The sequence below is a fragment of the Halococcus dombrowskii genome (assembly GCF_022870485.1).
Classification (GTDB): domain Archaea; phylum Halobacteriota; class Halobacteria; order Halobacteriales; family Halococcaceae; genus Halococcus; species Halococcus morrhuae.
Genome location: NZ_CP095005.1, coordinates 1209239 through 1226018, shown reverse-complemented (window position 1 = coordinate 1226018; position 16780 = coordinate 1209239). Strand labels below are relative to the sequence as shown.

The following is a 16780-nucleotide window of genomic DNA, read 5'->3' as shown; positions in this document are numbered from 1 at the left end:
CTTAATCACCTGCTGCCGGTTCGATCCGCGTCTGTGCCGTCGGCGGCTCGTCGCCGCCGTTCACCTGAATGTCGAACCCTTCGACGACTTCGGCCGGCTCGAACGGGTTACCGTTGTACTTCAGCAGGCTCGACATCTTCTCGCCAAAGCGGCCGAGTTCTTTCTGGGTGAGCCCTCTGAACTGGGCGGTGATGTTCATCTCGACGACCAGACACTCGTCGACCGATTCGAGGAACTCCGTCACGTCCTCCTTGGGATAGGGCATCATGTCGCTCACGCCCAGCATCTTCACCGACTCGCCCTGCTCGTTCAGTCGGTCGACGGCCTCCTCGACGCTACCCTGCTGGCTTCCCCAGACCATAATGCCGTGCTCGGCATCCTCCGGCCCGTAGTACGTCTGATTCGAATGCTCCTGTTCGTCCAGGTCGCTGCGGATGGATTCGAGTTTGCGCGTGCGCCGATCGACCTGCGCGACGCGGTTGTCCGGACTCTCCTCGATGTGGCCCTGTGGGGTGTGCTCGTTGCCCGTCGCCAGAAAGCGTCCGTCCTTCTGGCCCGGGATGCTCCGCGGGCTCACGCCGTTTTCGGGGTCGTGACGGAACCGATTGAACGTCCCCGATGCGTGATGGGGTGCCTCTTGGATCTCCTCTTCGGAAAGCACACTACCGAGATCCGGATTGGGCTCGCGATCGAAGTGGCTCGCCGGCACGCTTGCCAACTCGCCGGAGAGCTTCTGATCGATCACGATCACCACCGGAATCTGGTACTCGTAGGCGACTCTGAACGCTTCTCTGGACTGCTCGTAGGCCTCCGCAACCGTACCGGGTGCGAAGACCACACGATTGGAGTCGCCCTGACTCGTGTAGAGGATATGTTCGAGATCGCCCTGCTCGGGTTTGGTCGGCATCCCCGTCGAGGGACCCGCACGCATCGCCTCCACGAGCACGAGCGGCGTTTCGGTCATCTCTGCGAGCCCCAGCGGCTCGCTCATCAATGCAAAGCCACCACCGGACGAACCGGACATGGCCTTGACTCCCGCATGAGAAGCACCGATCGCCAGCGACGCCGCCGCGATCTCGTCTTCGACCTGCTCGGATATGCCCCCGATCGAGGGCAGGTGCTGAGTCATGATCGTGAACACGTCCGTCCACGGCGTCATCGGGTAGCCCGCGATGAACCGACAGCCCTCGTCGATCGCACCGTATGCGACCGCGTGACTCCCGTTCAGGAGCACCTGCTCTTCGTCGTGGCTGCCCGTCGGGACTTCGAGATCGTGGGTGAACTCCATCTCGCTGACCTCTGCGTGGGCCTCTTCGAGCACCTCGACGTTGGTTTCGAGCATCTCGCCGCTCATCGTGTCGGCCATCAGCTCCTCGAAGATCCCCGTATCCATGTCGATCAGCGCGGCCGTTGCTGCAACACCAGCCGTGTTACGCATGATCTCGCGGCCGTGCTCGCGCGCGAGGCTTCGGAGATCGAGCGGGTAGACGTGCCAGTCGTTTTCCTCGACGCGCTCGTCGAAGTTCTCGACCTCGTCGGTGTCGAGCAGCCCCTCGTCGTAGACGATCACCCCGCCCTCGCGCAGCTCGTCGAGGTTCTCCGTGAGCGGTTTGACCTCTTCGTTGCCGTAGTAGGCCTCGCCGTCCTGGGGGTTCCGGGCGAAACTATCGCCCAGCGCCAGCAGGAAATCGTAGCCGTCGCCGCGCGATTTCACTGCGTGGTCGGCCGCCCGCACCTCCACGTACGTGTGGCCGCCGCGGATCCGCGATGGGTAGTGTCTGTGTGTGAATACGTCCAGCCCCGTGCGCATCAGCGCCTTCGTGAAGTTCTGGCTCGTCGAGTCGATCCCGTCCCCGGAACCGCCCGCGATCCGCCAGATGAGTTCATCTCCTGTCATTTGATTCCACCAGAGTGGTTCAACTGCTGCTATCTCCCGAGCAACGAAACTAAAGCGTTGTCATCTGTTGTCATATGTTGATGATGACAGTCGCCGATTCGGGACCTCGGGCGAGAGGGCGATTCGGGCGAATTGCCGCCGCAATGAGTATCTTTTTACTGTTCAGACGAGTTCGTCAGACATGGGACTGGACGAGGACGCACTCGACTACCACCGCGAGGACCCGCCCGGCAAGATCGAGATCTCGACGACCAAACCCACCAGCACCCAGCGCGATCTCTCGCTGGCCTACTCGCCAGGTGTCGCCACGCCCTGCAATCACATCCACGACGATCCCGACGACGCCTACACCTACACCGCGAAGGGCAACATGGTCGGTGTCGTCTCCAACGGATCGGCCGTTCTCGGATTGGGTGATATCGGTGCACAGGCCTCGAAACCCGTCATGGAGGGTAAGGGCGTCCTGTTCAAGCGTTTCGCCGACATCGACGTCTTCGACATCGAACTCGACGAGGACGACCCTCAGGAGATCATCCGGACCGTCGAGGCGATGGAACCGACCTTCGGCGGCATCAATCTCGAGGACATCAAAGCCCCCGAGTGTTTCGAGATCGAGGAACAGCTCCGCGAGTCGATGTCGATCCCCGTCTTTCACGACGATCAACATGGGACCGCGATCATCAGTGGTGCTGCACTCCTGAACGCCAGCGATATCGCCGAAAAAGAGCTCGACGAGTTGGAGATCGTCTTCTCGGGTGCGGGTGCGAGCGCGATCGCCACCGCACGCTTCTATCTCTCGCTCGGTGCACGAAAGGAGAACATCACGATGTGCGACTCCACGGGCATCATCACCGAGGAGCGCGCTTCTCGTGGTGACGTCAACGAGTTCAAAACCGAATTCGCTCGTGACGTCCCCGAGGGCAGTCTCGGGGATGCCCTGTCCGGTGCAGACGTCTTCGTCGGCTTGTCGGTCGGTGGGATCGTCTCCCAGGAGATGGTCCGCTCGATGGGCGATAATCCCATCATCTTCTCGATGGCCAACCCCGACCCCGAGATCAACTACGAGGACGCCAAAGAAGCTCGCGACGACACCGTCATTATGGCTACTGGTCGGTCCGACTATCCGAACATGGTCAACAACGTGCTGGGCTTCCCATTCATTTTCAGGGGTGCACTCGACGTCCGCGCCAGCGAGATCAACGAGGAGATGAAAGTCGCCGCCGCCCGTGCGATCGCCGAGCTCGCTCGCAAGGACGTTCCCGATGCCGTCGTGAAAGCCTACGGCGACCAACCCCTCCAGTACGGTCCCGAGTACATCATCCCCAAACCCGTCGATCCGCGCGTGCTCTTCGAGGTTACTCCGGCAGTGGCCCAGGCCGCCATCGATAGCGGGGCCGCCCGTAGCGACGTCGATATCGACGACTACACCGAGGAGCTCGAAGCCCGTCTCGGCAAGTCCCGCGAGATGATGCGCGTTGTGTTGAACAAAGCGAAATCCGAGCCCAAACGACTCGTCCTCGCCGAAGGCGACGACGAGAAGATGATCCGTGCCGCCCACCAGATCGACGACCAGGGCATCGCTCACCCCGTTCTCATCGGAGATCAGGGAGTCATCACCGATACGATGGACTCGCTCGGGCTGGCGTTCGACCCCGAGATCGTCGATCCCGACGAGGCAAACCTCGATCCCTATGCCGAGCGACTGACCGAACTGCGCCAGCGCAAGGGCGTCACCCGCACCGAGGCCGAAGATCTCCTGCGTGACGAAAACCATCTCGGCAGCGTGATGGTCGAGATGGATGACGCCGACGCCATGCTCACCGGGCTGACGCACGACTACCCCTCCGCGCTCCGCCCGCCGCTCCAGATCGTCGGTACCGCCGACGACGCGAACTACGCGGCCGGCGTCTACCTGCTCGCGTTCAAGAACCGCGTCGTCTTCTGCGCCGATGCGACCGTCAATCAAGAGCCGGATGCCGATGTCTTGGCCGAAGTCACCGAGCACACGGCCGACCTCGCCCGGCGGTTCAACGTCGAACCACGGGCGGCCCTGCTGTCCTATTCGGACTTCGGCAGCGTCGACAACGAGGGTACGCGCAAACCGCGTGAGGCCGCACAGAAACTTCGTGAAGACTCGGCTGTGGAGTTCCCCGTCGACGGTGAGATGCAGGCCGATACCGCCGTCGTCGAGGAGATGCTCGAAGGAACCTACGACTTCTCCGAACTCGACGAACCCGCCAACGTCCTCGTCTTCCCGAATCTGGAGGCTGGCAACATCGGCTACAAACTGCTCCAACGGTTGGGTGGTGCCGAGGCCATCGGCCCCATGCTCGTCGGCATGGACAAACCCGTTCACGTCCTCCAGCGAGGCGACGAAGTCAAGGACATCGTCAATCTCGCCAGCGTCGCTGTGGTTGACGCCCAAGAGAACGGCATCGGCGAGTGAACTGAGGGGGATTGATTCGGGACCGGCTGACGGTGCGTCGACGGACGGCTGAACACCCGCCGTCGGCGTCGTCGCGGTGGTCGCCGACATCGCCAGTTATTTACAATCGAGCGCGATACGGGCGTGCATGGAGACGTACGACATCGCCGTCATTCCGGGCGACGGTATCGGCACCGAAGTCACGAGCGCCGCGATGGAAGTGCTCGACACCGTCGCGGAGAACCACGACTTCCAGCTCGAACGATCGACCTACGACTGGGGCACCGAGCGCTATCTGGACGAAGGTGCGATGATGCCCGACGACGGGCTCGATCGAATCGAGTCGGCCGATTCGATCTTCCTCGGTGCCGTCGGCCATCCCGAGGTCCCCGACCACGTCACGCTCAACGGTCTCCTCCTCCCGATCCGGAAGGGCTTCGACCAGTACATCTGCAAGCGCCCGAACAAACTGTTCGAGGGCATCGAGAGCCCGCTTCGGGGCTACGGGGCCGGCGACATCGACCTCGTCGTCTACCGCGAGAACACTGAAGGCGAGTACGCGAACGTCGGCGGTCGCGAACACCGCGGCTTCAGCAACGAGGTCGCCGTCCAGTCCGGCCTGTTCACTCGGAAAGGTACCGAGCGCATCGTCCGCAGCGCCTTCGAGGCGGCGACCGAGCGCGAGGGCCATCTCACCTCGATCACCAAATCGAACGCACAGGCCCACTCGATGGTCTTCTGGGACGACATCGTCAAAGAAGTCTCGGAGGATTTCCCCGAGGTTGAGGTCAGCAGCCTGCTCGTCGATCGCGCCTCGATGGATCTCGTCCGCCGCCCCGAGGAGTTCGACGTCGTCGTCGCCTCGAACCTGTTCGGCGACATCTCCACGGACATCGCGGCGATCATCACCGGCAGTCTCGGGCTCGCACCCTCGGGCAACATCAACGAGGAGAACGACTATCCCGACATGTTCGAGCCGGTCCACGGCAGCGCACCCGACATCGTCGGCCAGGGGATCGCCAACCCGCTCGCGTCGGTTCTCACCGGCGCGATGATGTTCGAGTATCTCGGCGACGGCAAGGAAGCCGCCGCCGACGACATCTGGAACGCCGTCGAGGCACAGCTCGCCGACGAGTCGGCACCGCGCACGCCCGACCTCGGCGGCGACGCGAAGACCGTCGACGTCGTCTCCGATCTCAGCGACCGGCTGTAGAGCTCCCAACCACGATTTTTCGACGATCGGTCATCGGTGAGTCGCGACTGACGACCGGTTCGTGCGGATTTCACGCGGCTATTGGTGTGACGGTTTTCGAAAAAGATGCAGCGTGTTCCGATGGAGCGCCGTCGATCAGGCGACGCGGTTTTTCAGCGACTCGCCGTCCTGGTATCGGCGGACGTTCTCGGCGACCAGTTCGGCGATGTCGAGGTGGTAGCGGTTCGTCGCCGATCCGCGGTGGGGCGAGATGATGACCTCCTCGAAGTCCCACAGCGGCGATTCTTCAGGCAAGGGTTCGGTCTCGAAGACGTCGAGGCCCGCGCCGGCGATCGTGCCGGCGTCGAGCGCGTCGACCAGCGCGTCCTGATCGACGATCGGGCCGCGGGCGACGTTGACGAGGTAGGCGTCGTCGCGCATCGTTGCCAGTTCGTCGGTGCTGATCATCCCCTCCGTCGACGGCGTGTGCGGGACGGCGACCGCGACGAACCGGGCGTCGGCGATGGCCTCGTGGAGGTCGTCCGGGTGGTACACCTCGGAGACACCCGGGACCGACTCCTGGGAGCGACGGACGCCGACGACGTCCATCCCGAGCGCGTCCGCGCGCGTGGCGATCCCCTGACCGAGCGTGCCGAGACCGATAACGCACAGACGCTCGTTTTCGACGGTGAACGGGCGCTGGTACTCGGGTTCGTACCAGTCGCTGTCGTTCTGGTGGTCGCGGTAGACGTGGAGCATCCGGGCGAGCGAGAGCATGTAGCCGACGGCGATCTCGCCGACGGTCGTTCCGTGGATGCCCGTACTGTTGGTCAGCGGCGTGCCGTTCGCCTCGTACTCGTCGGTGTCGAACGCGTCGTAGCCCGCGCGGATAACGTGTACCCAGCCGGCGTCCAGGAACTCGGGACGAGGTTTGAACGAGGCGACCGCGTCGCCCTCGTCGTAGCTCTCGTCGTCGCCGACGAGTTCGACGGGGATCGAGAGGTCGTCGAACGCCTCGACGAACCCCTCCTTCGGGATCTTGTTGCCGATCGATTCGTGAACGCAGAGCCGTTGCAGGTCGGTGTCGTCGGTCATCGCTGAACAGGCGTCCGAAGGCGAGCACGTCATTTGACTCTGTTGGAACGATCGCTGACAGGACGGCCGAACAACCCCACTATGCGACAAACTTATGAGCACCCCGGGTTGTTTCGTAGATGTCCATCGACCGATGGAGTACTAGCATGAACGTTAACGAATCTATTGCGGAAGTGCTGAAAGCGGAGGGCGTAGAGTATCTGTTCGGATTCCCGAGTAACCCCCTGTTCGACACCGGCTCGGCGGAGGACGCGGGCGTCCGCACAATCATCACACGACAGGAGCGCACCGCGCTGCACATGGCCGACGGCATCGGGCGCGTCTCCTCGGGCGAGAACATCGCGGCGTTCGCCTGCCAGCACGGTCCCGGCACGGAGAACTCCGTCGGGGGCGTCGCGCAGGCATACACCGAATCGGCACCGCTCGTCGCGATCCCGGCGGGCTACGACCTGGCCGACACCGACGTCGATCCCCGGTTCAACTCGTTCCTCACCTACCAGCCTGTGAGCAAGACCTGCGAGCAGCTCACCGACCCCGACGCCGTCGACGACACGATGCGGCGCGCGTTCAACACGGCACGGAACGGCCGCCCGCGGCCGGCCGTCGTCGAGGTCCCGAAAGACGTCTTCTCCGAGGACGTCGAGGAGTTCGACTACACGCCGACGAGTACGACCCGCTCGGGGCCCGACCCCAGCGGCGTCGATGAGGTCGCCGACGTGCTGCTCGAAGCGGAGAACCCGATCCTCTACGCCGGTCAGGGTGTCCACTACGCGAAAGCCTGGGAGCCGCTCAAGGAGCTCGCGGAGACGCTCGAAGTGCCGGTCGCAACGAGCCTCAACGGCAAGAGCGCGTTCCCGGAGGACCACCCGCTCTCGATCGGTGCCGGCAGCAAGAGCGAGCCCGGTCAGCTCCACCACTTCCTACAGGAGTGTGACGTCGTCTTCGGCGTCGGCTGCAGTTTCACCGACACCGCCTACGGCATCACCGTTCCCGACGACAAGACGGTCATCCACTCGACGCTCGACGCGGGCGACATCGACAAGGACGTCTCCTCGGAGTACTCGCTCGTCGGCGACGCGAAGCTGACGCTCGAAGCACTCAACGACGTCGTCAACGGTCGCGTCGACGGATCGCGCGGTCGCCGTGACGACATCGTCCAGGAGATCGAATCGGTTCGTGAGGAGTGGCTCGAAGACTGGCGGCCGAAACTCACCTCCGACGAGACGCCGATCAATCCTTATAGAGTGGTCCACGAGTTCGACAAGGCGCTCGACAAGGAGGGCTCGATCGTCACCCACGACGCCGGCAACGCACGCGACTTCATGGCCCCGTTCTTCGAGGTCACGGAGCCGCTCTCCTACGTCGGCTGGGGGAAGACGACGCAGCTCGGCTACGGGCTCGGCCTCATGATGGGCGCGAAGCTCATCCGCCCGGAGAAGACCTGCGTCCACATCATGGGCGACGGTGCGATCGGCATGACCGGCATGGACTTCGAGACCGCTGCTCGCGAGGACATCCCGATCATGGAGGTCGTGCTCAACAACTTCGAGATGGCCTCCTACGACACCGAGTTCTCGGGTCACTACGCCGACTTCGCCGAGTCGCTCGGCGGCTACGGCGAGCGCATCGAGGATCCCGACGAGATCAGCGACGCGATCGAGCGCGGTGTCCAGAAGACCGAGGAAGGCACGCCCGTCCTCCTCGAGTTCCTCACCGCCAAAGAGACCGACAAGTCGATCTTCTAAACGGGTCGAACCACCTTTCGAGCGGTTTCAATTATTCACAGCGCTCACGACGAGGAGAGCGACAGCCGTCGATGGCTGCATCGCGTCGGCTACCGACGATTTTTATACGCGGGGGCGAAACGCCATCGCATGGCAGCCAGTCGCCGAGACAGCACTCCGGGCGAGCGGGAGGGAGAATGGATCGCATAGATCAGAAGAGCGGGGAGGAACACCGATGATACGAAACCGGGAGGAGCTCGCGAAAACGCCCGCCCACGAGACGGCTCTCGACTGCATCGCGGCGGGTATCGAGGCGACACAGCCGACGCGCGTGATGAGCGAGGCGCTCGAACGCGACGGAACGGCGCTGACGATCGGCGATGCGACCGTCGATCTCGACGACTATCGAGAGGTCGTGGTCGTCGGCGGCGGGAAGGCCGCCGCACAGATGGCGAACGTCATCGAAGACGTGCTCGGCGACCGGCTCACCGACGGTGTCGTCGTCACGAACGATCCTCAAGAAACCGATCGGATCGCGGTCGTCGAGGGCTCGCATCCGACGCCGAACGAGGCCGGCGAGGAGGGTGCGCGACGCGTGCTCTCGCTCGCCGACGATGCGACCGCGGAGACGCTCGTACTCTGCCTGATCTCCGGGGGCGGCAGCGCGCTGTTGCCGGCACCCGTCGACGATGTCTCGCTCGCCGAACTCCAGTCGCTGACCGACGACCTGCTGTCGAGCGGCGTGACGATCCACGAGATCAACGCCGTGCGGAAACATCTCTCGGCGATCAAGGGCGGACAGCTCGCCGCCGCGGCGGCACCGGCGACTGTCCACAGTCTCGTGCTCAGCGACGTCGTCGGCGACGATCCGAGCATCATCGCCAGCGGGCCGACCGTCCCGGACGAGTCGACGTACGCCGACGCGCGTGACGTACTCGATCGGTACGACATCCAGCCCTCGGCGGCGATCGAGGAACGACTCGAAAACGGCGACGATGGCGAACGATCGGAGACCCCGACCGCCAACGATCCGGCGTTCGAGCGGACCGAACTCCACATGCTCGCCAACGGGTTCACCGCGCTGGCGGCGGCACGGTCGGTCGCCGAGGAGCACGGCTACACGCCGGTGATCCTCTCCTCGCAGGTCGAGGGCGAGGCACGCGAGGCGGCGAAAACCCACGCCGCGATCGCCGACGAGGCGCTCGCGACCGAAAACCCCGTCTCGCCGCCGGCGGTGTTGCTCTCGGGCGGCGAGACGACCGTAACTCTAGACGGCGACGGCTCGGGCGGCCCCAACCAGGAGTTCGTCCTCAGCGGCGCACTCACCAGCACGTCGGCGGACGTAGTGGTCGCCAGCGTCGACACGGATGGCAAGGACGGCGCGAGCGACGTCGCCGGCGCGATCGCCGATCGTGACGCGCTCGACGACGAACGGCGGGCACGGGCAGCGCTGGCGGCCAACGACGTCTACCCGTATCTCGCCGAGCGCGGGCTGGTCGTCGACACCGGCAAGACGGGTACCAACGTCAACGACCTCCGGGTGTTGGTGGTCGGCGAGAGCGACGACACGCGCTGAGAAATCGGGACTCTCTCTTCGTCGTTCTCATTCGTCTCCGTTCTCGATATTTGTCCAATCCGTTGGAATGGCGTTGCTCTATACTCAACAGCTGTTTCGTTTGTGCGAACAGCTGCTGCGCTCGGGTGCTAGTTCGCTGGGAAATCAGGGCTGCAGGTGACGGAGGAGAAGCGTCACTCGTAGGCGACGTTGAGTTCGATGACGTTCTTGATGTTGAGGATCAGCTCCGGCAGTTCGTCGACGAGTTTTCCGTCCTTCAGCCGGCTGCGCGGTCCGGAGACACTGATCGCACCGAGTGGCGTGTCGTCGGGATCGGTGATCGCCGTGGCGACACAGCAGAGCCCCTTCAGCCGTTCCTCGCGATCGACCGCCCAGCCCTGCTCGGCGATCGTGTCGAGGTCCTCGAACAGGAGTTCGCGGTCGGTGATCGTGTGCTCGGTCATCTCCGGGAGCCCGTGACGATCGATGATCTCGTTCACGCGGCGTTCGGGGAGACAGGCGAGGATCGCCTTGCCCATCGCCGTGGTATGGAGATAGACCTCGCGACCGGCGTGCGTATCGAGGTTGACCGCACGGCTGCTGTCGGCCCGGTAGAGGAAGATGCCGCGGCCGTGCTCCTCGACCAGCAGGTTCGCCATCTCGCCGGATTCCTCGGCCAGCCGCTGGATCTCCGGCTTCGCCGTCTCGTAGATCCGTCGCCGTCGGCGCGCACCGACCCCGAGGCTCAGGAATCGCAGCCCGACGTAGTAGACATCGCCGTCGCCCTTGTAGACGTAGCGCTCCTGTTCGAGGGTTCTGAGGTGTTTGTACACCGTGCTCTTCGAGAGCTCCAGCTGGGTGGCGATCTCGGTGATCCCTGCCCCGTTGTGCTCGTGAAGGAACTCGACGATCCGGAGCGATTTCGTCGTCGTCTTCACGGTCGTTTCGTCCTCCAGCTTCATGCGTTCATCACATGAGAACGCATCGATCACAACGTAAAACGATTGTTCTTTCGATGAGCGTGCAGCGGTGGCCGAATCGAGACGGTCGTGAGAACGGATCGTCGCACTATGGGCGTTGAGAGCGCTGTTTCCGTCGATATCGATGCAGCGTGATCGATGCCAGCGGTTCGTCCGGTTCAGCGTCCAATCAATATCCTTTCGAAATGTGGAATCGAGCGTCGGTCGCCGACCGAGCAACCGGGATGGTTTCGGATGTTGGACAACACCGCAGGGGAATCGGGACGATATGCGGCGGACGAGCAGGGAGTTTTTATCGATCGCCGCTGTAGCAGGGTCAATGACCGACGCGAACGAACCGGACAGTAGCGACGATACGACCGGCGATTCGAACAGCAAGATCGTACGGGTGCTGCAACGGTACGAGCTCGTGGGACTGGGCGACGAGCTCGTCGAATATTGGACGGACGAGGCGACCGAGCGCAAGAGCCTGCGCGAACTGGCGGACTACTTCAATCGGGAGCTGCTCGCTCGTGTCCTCCGGGACGCCTCGGTGGACACGCTCGACGGCGAGCAGGCGAATCTCTATCGACTGTTGACCGACGAGAGCGTGAGCAGCGGGGCCGCCGTCCAAGCCACCAATCGACTCGAACAGCAGGGGATCGACGTCGATCGGCTGACGGCGGATTTCGTCTCGCGGCAGGCCATCCACACCTATCTGACGAGCTATCGTGACGTGAGCTATTCGTCGAGCGACGACGACCCGGTCGAGACCGAAACCACGAACGTCCGGCGGCTCAGGCGTCGCATGACGACGATCGTCGAGAGCAAGATCGAGCGACTGCGCAACACCGGCCACATCACGCTCGGCGCGTTCAACGTCCTCATCGACGTGCGCGTGCTCTGTGAGGATTGCGGCGCGCAGTACCAGGTGACGGAGCTGTTCGATCGCGGGGGCTGCGAATGCACGACCGACTCGTCCGACAGGTAGCCATGACAGCAGTCACTTTGTCATAGCAAATCGGGCTATCGTCCGCCGATCCCTTTCTCCACGTTTCGAATCGTCGGACGGACAAAAGGCCGGCACGACGCGTGCTGCCACGATTGCGACCTCACGGTCGCGGTCGTCGGCAGTCACTTTTTTATACATGGCGTTGCGAACTCGATCAATGAGTGCCGAGGAACTCGCCGAACGGGACATTCATATACACGTCGAGAACGTCGGCGGTATCGACCGTACCGACGTCGAGACCGCCGCGGGCGTGACCGTTCTCACCGGACGCAACGCCACGAATCGCACGTCGCTGCTCCAGGCGGTGATGGCCGGCCTCGGCAGCGATAGCGTCTCGCTCAAAGGTGACGCCGACGAGGGGACCGTCGAACTCTCCATCGGCGACGACACGTACACGCGCACGCTCACGCGTGAGAACGGCGTCGTCGCCACCGACGGCGAGCCATACCTCGACGATCCGACCGTCGCCGACCTGTTCGCCTTCCTCCTCGAATCGAACGAAGCCCGCCGGGCGGTCGCCCGCAGCGACGACCTCCGCGATCTGATCATGCGCCCGATCGACACCGACGTCATCCGCGCCGAGATCAGCGATCTGGAGGATCGCCGCCGCGAGCTCGACGACCAGTTGGAGGAGCTCGACGCCCTCCAGGACGGTCTCCCCGATCTCGAAGCGAAGCGTCGCCGCCTCGACGAGAAGATCGAGGACAAACGCGACGCGCTCGAAGCCAAAGAGGCCGAGCTCGACGACGCCGACCGCGACGTCGACGAAACCCGCGAGGAGAAGGCCGAACTCGAAGATACGCTCGACGAGCTCCGCCGGACGCGCTCGGAGCTCGAAAACGTCCGCTACGACATCGATACCCACGAGGAGAGCGTCGACGCCCTCCACGACGAACGCGCCGAGCTCGAAGCCGACTACGACGAGCTCCCCGACGCGCCCGCCGGCGAGCGCAGCGAACTCGACGCCGAGATCGAACGGCTCCGCGAGCGCGAGAGCAGCCTCGAAAGCGAACTCTCCGAGCTCCAGAGCATCGTCCAGTTCAACGAGGACATGCTCGACGGCGACGACGTCGGTCGCCTCGATTCCCTCAACGAGGGGTCGTCCGACGGGGACGACGCCGTCACCGATCAGCTGGTTGCCGACGAGACCGTCACCTGCTGGACCTGCGGCAGCGACGTCGACACCGACCAGATCGAGGCCACGCTCGATCGCCTGCGCAGCCTCCGCCAAGAGACCCTCGCCGACGTCAACGACGTCCGCGAGGAGCTCGACGAGCTCGTCACCGAACGGAGCGCGCTCGACGAGAAACAACAGCAGCGCGACCGGCTCGAACGCCGTCTCGACCGGATCGAGGGTGAACTCGACGACCACGAGACCACCCTCGACGATCTCGCTGCCGAACGCGACGCGCTGACCGACGAGATCGAAACCCTCGAAGCCGAGGTCGAACAGCTCGAAAACGAGGAGTACACCGAACTGCTCGACCTCCACAAGGAGGCCAACCAGCTCGAATTCGAGCTCGGTAGAGTTGAGGGCGACCGCGAGGAGGTCGTCGCGGAGATCGCCGACATCGAGGAGCGCCTCGACGAGCGCGATCGGCTCGAAGAGCGGCGCGCAGACGTGCAGGACGAACTCGAAGAGCTGCGCACGCGCATCGAGCGCATCGAGACCGAGGCCGTCGAGGGGTTCAACGACCACATGGCGACCGTGCTCGACCTGCTCGACTACGAGAACATCGAGCGCATCTGGATCGAGCGCGTGGAACAGACCGTCCGCGAAGGCCGTCGAAAGGTCGACAAGAGCGTCTTCGAGCTCCACGTCGTGCGCACCACACAGTCGGGAACCGCCTACGAGGACACGATCGACCACCTCTCGGAGAGCGAGCGCGAAGTCACGGGGTTAGTGTTCGCGCTTGCGGGCTATCTCGTCCACGATCTCCACGAGACCGTGCCGGTGATGCTGCTCGACTCGCTCGAAGCGGTGGATTCGGACCGTATCGCCCGGCTCGTCGACTACTTCGCCGAGTATCCCGACTATCTCGTCGTCGCGCTCCTGCCCGACGACGCCGCCGCCCTCGACGACGACTACGAGCGCGTGACCGAAATCTGACCGTCGATCGTCGATTCTCGAATCGAGAAAAACGCTCGTACGATCATGCATGCCGTCGGAAATTGTGATGGATCACTGCTGACGATCGACGAAGATGGAGCGAACGGTACCGAACACATTCGAAAACCGACATATCTCGCCAATGATGAAATAGAAGTAATTATAATACCGTTCGATCCAACCCGACAAACAAGAAGAGTAGAAAAGAACGGTATCGAGACGACCGGCTGTTCACGTACCAGCCGAGGATTCTTGCAACAATCGACGGACGTGACCCAGCGAGTAGCTGATATCGTACATCCGTTCGATATGCTCCCGTGCCCGTTCGGGCGTCCATTCGGCCGAATCGTAGCCCAGTTCGGCGGGTGATCGGGCCAAATCGGCCGCCAGCTGCCGTCGTTGTGAGGGGTCGAGTTTTGCCGGGCGTCCCGGTCGGGAGTCGTCCGTGATCGCCTCCGCGATCGACTGCTGTTCGAACCGGTCGAGCCAGGAGTAGATGGTCGCGCGCGGGATATCGTAGCGCGCGCTCACGGTTTCGACGCTGACGCCGTCGGCGTACGCGAGTGCGACCATCAGCCGTTTCACGGCCTTCGATTCCGAAGCGTCTCCGAGAGCGGCCTGCAATGCCTCGGTGTCGACGTCGGCGAGCTTGTCCATGTGGTCGATGAATCCTCGGGCGACAAAAATCTATGTACTTCTGTTCATTTCTGGTGTCACGCGGAAAGTTTCGTGTTTCTATTATTTCTACTGATGCGAATCGGCGGTGAGCGAGCAGGGAGGATCGTGAGCGCTCGCTGCTATCTGGCGACGGAACGAGCACCGATGAGGGGACCGAGGTCGTGTCGAATGAACGGCCTCTTGAGCGTTCATCCGCTGGTGTCGACAATGTCGTCGGAGGAGGAACTCGGGGGGTTCGAGGAGATCCGTGACGAGGTCACGGGCAATCCGATGGTCGGTCTCCTTCGGTATGCGATCCCCTACTGGAAGCGCCTGAGCGTCGGCGTGGGTGCCTCGCTACTGACACGGTTCGCACGGCTCGTCCCGCCGCTGATCGTCGCCGCTGCGATCGACCTCATCGACAGTTCGACCGGTGGATCGGGACTCTTGGTACAGGCTGGGCTACTGCCGGGCGGGACCATCGCCGGGCAGGCACCCCGGCTCGCGCTCCTCGAACGGCTGGTCGCCATCGCGGCGCTCGCCTATCTAATCCGGTCGGTGACGCGGTTCGTCTCGCGCTATCTGCTCCAGTCGGTGGCACAGAAGATCCAGCGCGACCTCCGCAACGACGCCTACGACCACATGCAACACCTCTCGATGGGGTTTTTCGCCAACCATCAGACGGGCGGGATGCTGTCGATCCTCAACAGCGACATCAACAGGTTGGAACGGTTTCTCAACACCGAAATCCGTCAGATCATCCGCGTGATCGCGGTCGTCGGCGGCATCGGGATCATCCTGTTCATCCAGTCGCCGACGCTGGCGCTCATCGCGCTCGCGCCCGTCCCCCTCATCGGGATCGCGAGCGGTGCCTTCCTCCGCTGGGTCGAACCGCGCTACCGTGCGATCCGCGAGACGGTCGCGCGGCTCAACACCCGCCTGGAGAACAACCTGGGCGGCGCACCGGTGATCAAGTCGTTCAACCGCTACGAGTTCGAGCGTGGGCGCGTCGCCGCACAGAGCGAGCGCTACCACGACGAGCAGGTGGGCGCGATCAAGATCCGCCGGGCGTTCTTCTCCGCGCTCCGCGTGCTCACCGGCGTCGTGTTCGTCGCCGTGCTCTACGTCGGCGGCCGCGACGTCATCGTGGGTGCACCCGGCGCGGTCTCGGTCGGCGCGTTCGCCGGCGTCTTCCTCTACATCAGGCGGCTCTACTCGCCAATGCGTCGGATCGGCAAGACGGCCAACAAGTACCAGCTCGCCAAATCGAGCGCCGAGCGTGTCTTCGGCGTGTTGAGCCACGAGCCGGCGATCACCTCGCCCGAGGACGGCCACGTCCCCGAGCACGTCGACGGCATGGTGAATTTCGACGATGTCACCTTCGGCTACGACGACGGCGAACCGGTCATCGACGGGCTCTCGCTCGACGTCGACCCCGGCGAGACGATCGGGCTCGTCGGTGCCACCGGTGCAGGGAAATCGACGCTGCTGAAGCTCATCCCACGGTTCTACGACGTCGACGGGGGCGCAGTGCGTGTCGACGACACCGACGTCCGCGAGTACGACCTCGAAGCGCTGCGCGAGGCGGTCGGCATCGTCGAGCAGAACCCGTATCTGTTCTCGGGGACGGTCGCCGAGAACATCGCGTACGGCACCGACGAGGCGCTCGAACGGACGATGGACGGTGCGGGGCTCGACGAGCGCGTGCGTGCGGCCGCGAGAGCCGCCGAGGCCCACGAGTTCGTCAGCGATCTCCCCGAGGGCTACGACACGCAGATCGGCGAGCGCGGCGTCAAACTCTCGGGCGGCCAGCGCCAGCGCCTCGCCATCGCTCGCGCGTTGCTCAACGACCCCGCGATCATCGTTCTCGACGAGGCCACCTCCGATGTCGACACCGAGACCGAAGAGCGGATCCAAGAGAGCCTCGCGCGGCTCACCGCCGACCGGACGGCGTTCGTCATCGCCCACCGACTCTCGACGATCCGGGACGCCGATCGCATCGTCGTGATCGAGGACGGGGCCATCACCGAACGCGGGAGCCACGAGGAACTGCTCGCGGCCGACAGCGCGTACACCGAGCTTTGGCAGGCACAGTCCGAGCAGACGCCCGAGCGGGTCATCGAAGCGGACGATGACTGAGAGCGTGAAGAGGGG

The 16780-nt window shown here is 63.8% G+C and carries 11 protein-coding genes; 7 read left to right on the top strand and 4 right to left on the bottom strand.

The genetic code is table 11. The annotated features are described in order from the left end of the window. Window position 1 precedes the first annotated feature (1 nt). Window positions 2–1897, bottom strand: coding sequence for a 2-oxoacid:acceptor oxidoreductase subunit alpha (locus MUK72_RS06455; protein ID WP_244704966.1), 1896 nt, complete (start codon window positions 1895–1897; stop codon window positions 2–4). A gap of 181 nt (window positions 1898–2078) precedes the next feature. Between MUK72_RS06455 and MUK72_RS06450 the strand changes: the two genes are divergently transcribed. Both MUK72_RS06450 and MUK72_RS06445 read left to right on the top strand, forming a co-directional pair. Next, the gene (locus tag MUK72_RS06450; protein WP_244704964.1) at window positions 2079–4343 is read left to right on the top strand and encodes an NADP-dependent malic enzyme; all 2265 of its coding nucleotides are present in this window, start codon (window positions 2079–2081) and stop codon (window positions 4341–4343) included. A 127-nt stretch (window positions 4344–4470) separates the two neighbouring features. Beyond that, window positions 4471–5535: an isocitrate/isopropylmalate dehydrogenase family protein gene (locus tag MUK72_RS06445; RefSeq protein WP_004055358.1), complete on the top strand. Its 1065-nt coding sequence runs from the start codon at window positions 4471–4473 to the stop codon at window positions 5533–5535. A 135-nt stretch (window positions 5536–5670) separates the two neighbouring features. On the opposite strand, the gene ddh is transcribed toward MUK72_RS06445, so the two are convergent. Continuing rightward, the gene (ddh, locus tag MUK72_RS06440; RefSeq protein ID WP_244704961.1) at window positions 5671–6609 is read right to left on the bottom strand and encodes a D-2-hydroxyacid dehydrogenase; all 939 of its coding nucleotides are present in this window, start codon (window positions 6607–6609) and stop codon (window positions 5671–5673) included. 146 nt (window positions 6610–6755) lie between these two features. On the opposite strand from ddh, the gene MUK72_RS06435 reads away from it, so the two are divergent. Together MUK72_RS06435 and MUK72_RS06430 are read left to right on the top strand one after the other, a co-directional pair. After that, window positions 6756–8354, top strand: a complete 1599-nt coding sequence (locus MUK72_RS06435) for a thiamine pyrophosphate-requiring protein (protein ID WP_049916325.1) — start codon at window positions 6756–6758, stop codon at window positions 8352–8354. A gap of 214 nt (window positions 8355–8568) precedes the next feature. Then, window positions 8569–9909, top strand: coding sequence for a glycerate kinase type-2 family protein (locus MUK72_RS06430; RefSeq protein WP_244704959.1), 1341 nt, complete (start codon window positions 8569–8571; stop codon window positions 9907–9909). Between the two features lie 173 nt (window positions 9910–10082). Here the strand turns inward: MUK72_RS06430 and MUK72_RS06425 are convergent, their stop codons facing one another. Continuing rightward, window positions 10083–10850: an IclR family transcriptional regulator gene (locus MUK72_RS06425; protein ID WP_244704957.1), complete on the bottom strand. Its 768-nt coding sequence runs from the start codon at window positions 10848–10850 to the stop codon at window positions 10083–10085. Window positions 10851–11187: 337 nt separating this feature from the next. Between MUK72_RS06425 and rdfA the strand changes: the two genes are divergently transcribed. Together rdfA and MUK72_RS06415 are read left to right on the top strand one after the other, a co-directional pair. Further along, window positions 11188–11838 (top strand): rod-determining factor RdfA, encoded by a 651-nt coding sequence (gene rdfA / locus MUK72_RS06420; protein ID WP_244704955.1) that lies wholly within the window; start codon window positions 11188–11190, stop codon window positions 11836–11838. Between the two features lie 178 nt (window positions 11839–12016). Then, window positions 12017–13969 carry an archaea-specific SMC-related protein gene (locus tag MUK72_RS06415; protein WP_244704954.1) on the top strand — a complete coding sequence of 651 codons (1953 nt, stop codon included), beginning with the start codon at window positions 12017–12019 and terminating at the stop codon, window positions 13967–13969. Between the two features lie 231 nt (window positions 13970–14200). Here MUK72_RS06415 and MUK72_RS06410 read toward each other — a convergent pair whose 3' ends face one another. Further along, on the bottom strand, window positions 14201–14626 hold the full coding sequence (locus MUK72_RS06410) for a helix-turn-helix domain-containing protein (RefSeq protein ID WP_244704952.1): 426 nt from the start codon (window positions 14624–14626) through the stop codon (window positions 14201–14203). Between the two features lie 228 nt (window positions 14627–14854). Here MUK72_RS06410 and MUK72_RS06405 point away from each other — a divergent pair, with 228 nt between their 5' ends. Then, window positions 14855–16765, top strand: coding sequence for an ABC transporter ATP-binding protein (locus tag MUK72_RS06405; RefSeq protein WP_244705288.1), 1911 nt, complete (start codon window positions 14855–14857; stop codon window positions 16763–16765). Window positions 16766–16780: the final 15 nt, after the last annotated feature.

Excerpts from the sequence above, each read along its gene's own strand:
- MUK72_RS06425 (WP_244704957.1), bottom strand. The coding sequence starts at position 10,850 with ATGAAGCTGGAGGACGAAACGACCGTGAAGACGACGACGAAATCGCTC.
- MUK72_RS06455 (WP_244704966.1), bottom strand. The coding sequence starts at position 1,897 with ATGACAGGAGATGAACTCATCTGGCGGATCGCGGGCGGTTCCGGGGAC.
- MUK72_RS06435 (WP_049916325.1), top strand. The coding sequence starts at position 6,756 with ATGAACGTTAACGAATCTATTGCGGAAGTGCTGAAAGCGGAGGGCGTA.
- MUK72_RS06430 (WP_244704959.1), top strand. The coding sequence starts at position 8,569 with ATGATACGAAACCGGGAGGAGCTCGCGAAAACGCCCGCCCACGAGACG.
- MUK72_RS06450 (WP_244704964.1), top strand. The coding sequence starts at position 2,079 with ATGGGACTGGACGAGGACGCACTCGACTACCACCGCGAGGACCCGCCC.
- MUK72_RS06405 (WP_244705288.1), top strand. The coding sequence starts at position 14,855 with ATGTCGTCGGAGGAGGAACTCGGGGGGTTCGAGGAGATCCGTGACGAG.
- MUK72_RS06410 (WP_244704952.1), bottom strand. The coding sequence starts at position 14,626 with ATGGACAAGCTCGCCGACGTCGACACCGAGGCATTGCAGGCCGCTCTC.
- MUK72_RS06415 (WP_244704954.1), top strand. The coding sequence starts at position 12,017 with ATGAGTGCCGAGGAACTCGCCGAACGGGACATTCATATACACGTCGAG.
- ddh (WP_244704961.1), bottom strand. The coding sequence starts at position 6,609 with ATGACCGACGACACCGACCTGCAACGGCTCTGCGTTCACGAATCGATC.
- MUK72_RS06445 (WP_004055358.1), top strand. The coding sequence starts at position 4,471 with ATGGAGACGTACGACATCGCCGTCATTCCGGGCGACGGTATCGGCACC.
- rdfA (WP_244704955.1), top strand. The coding sequence starts at position 11,188 with ATGACCGACGCGAACGAACCGGACAGTAGCGACGATACGACCGGCGAT.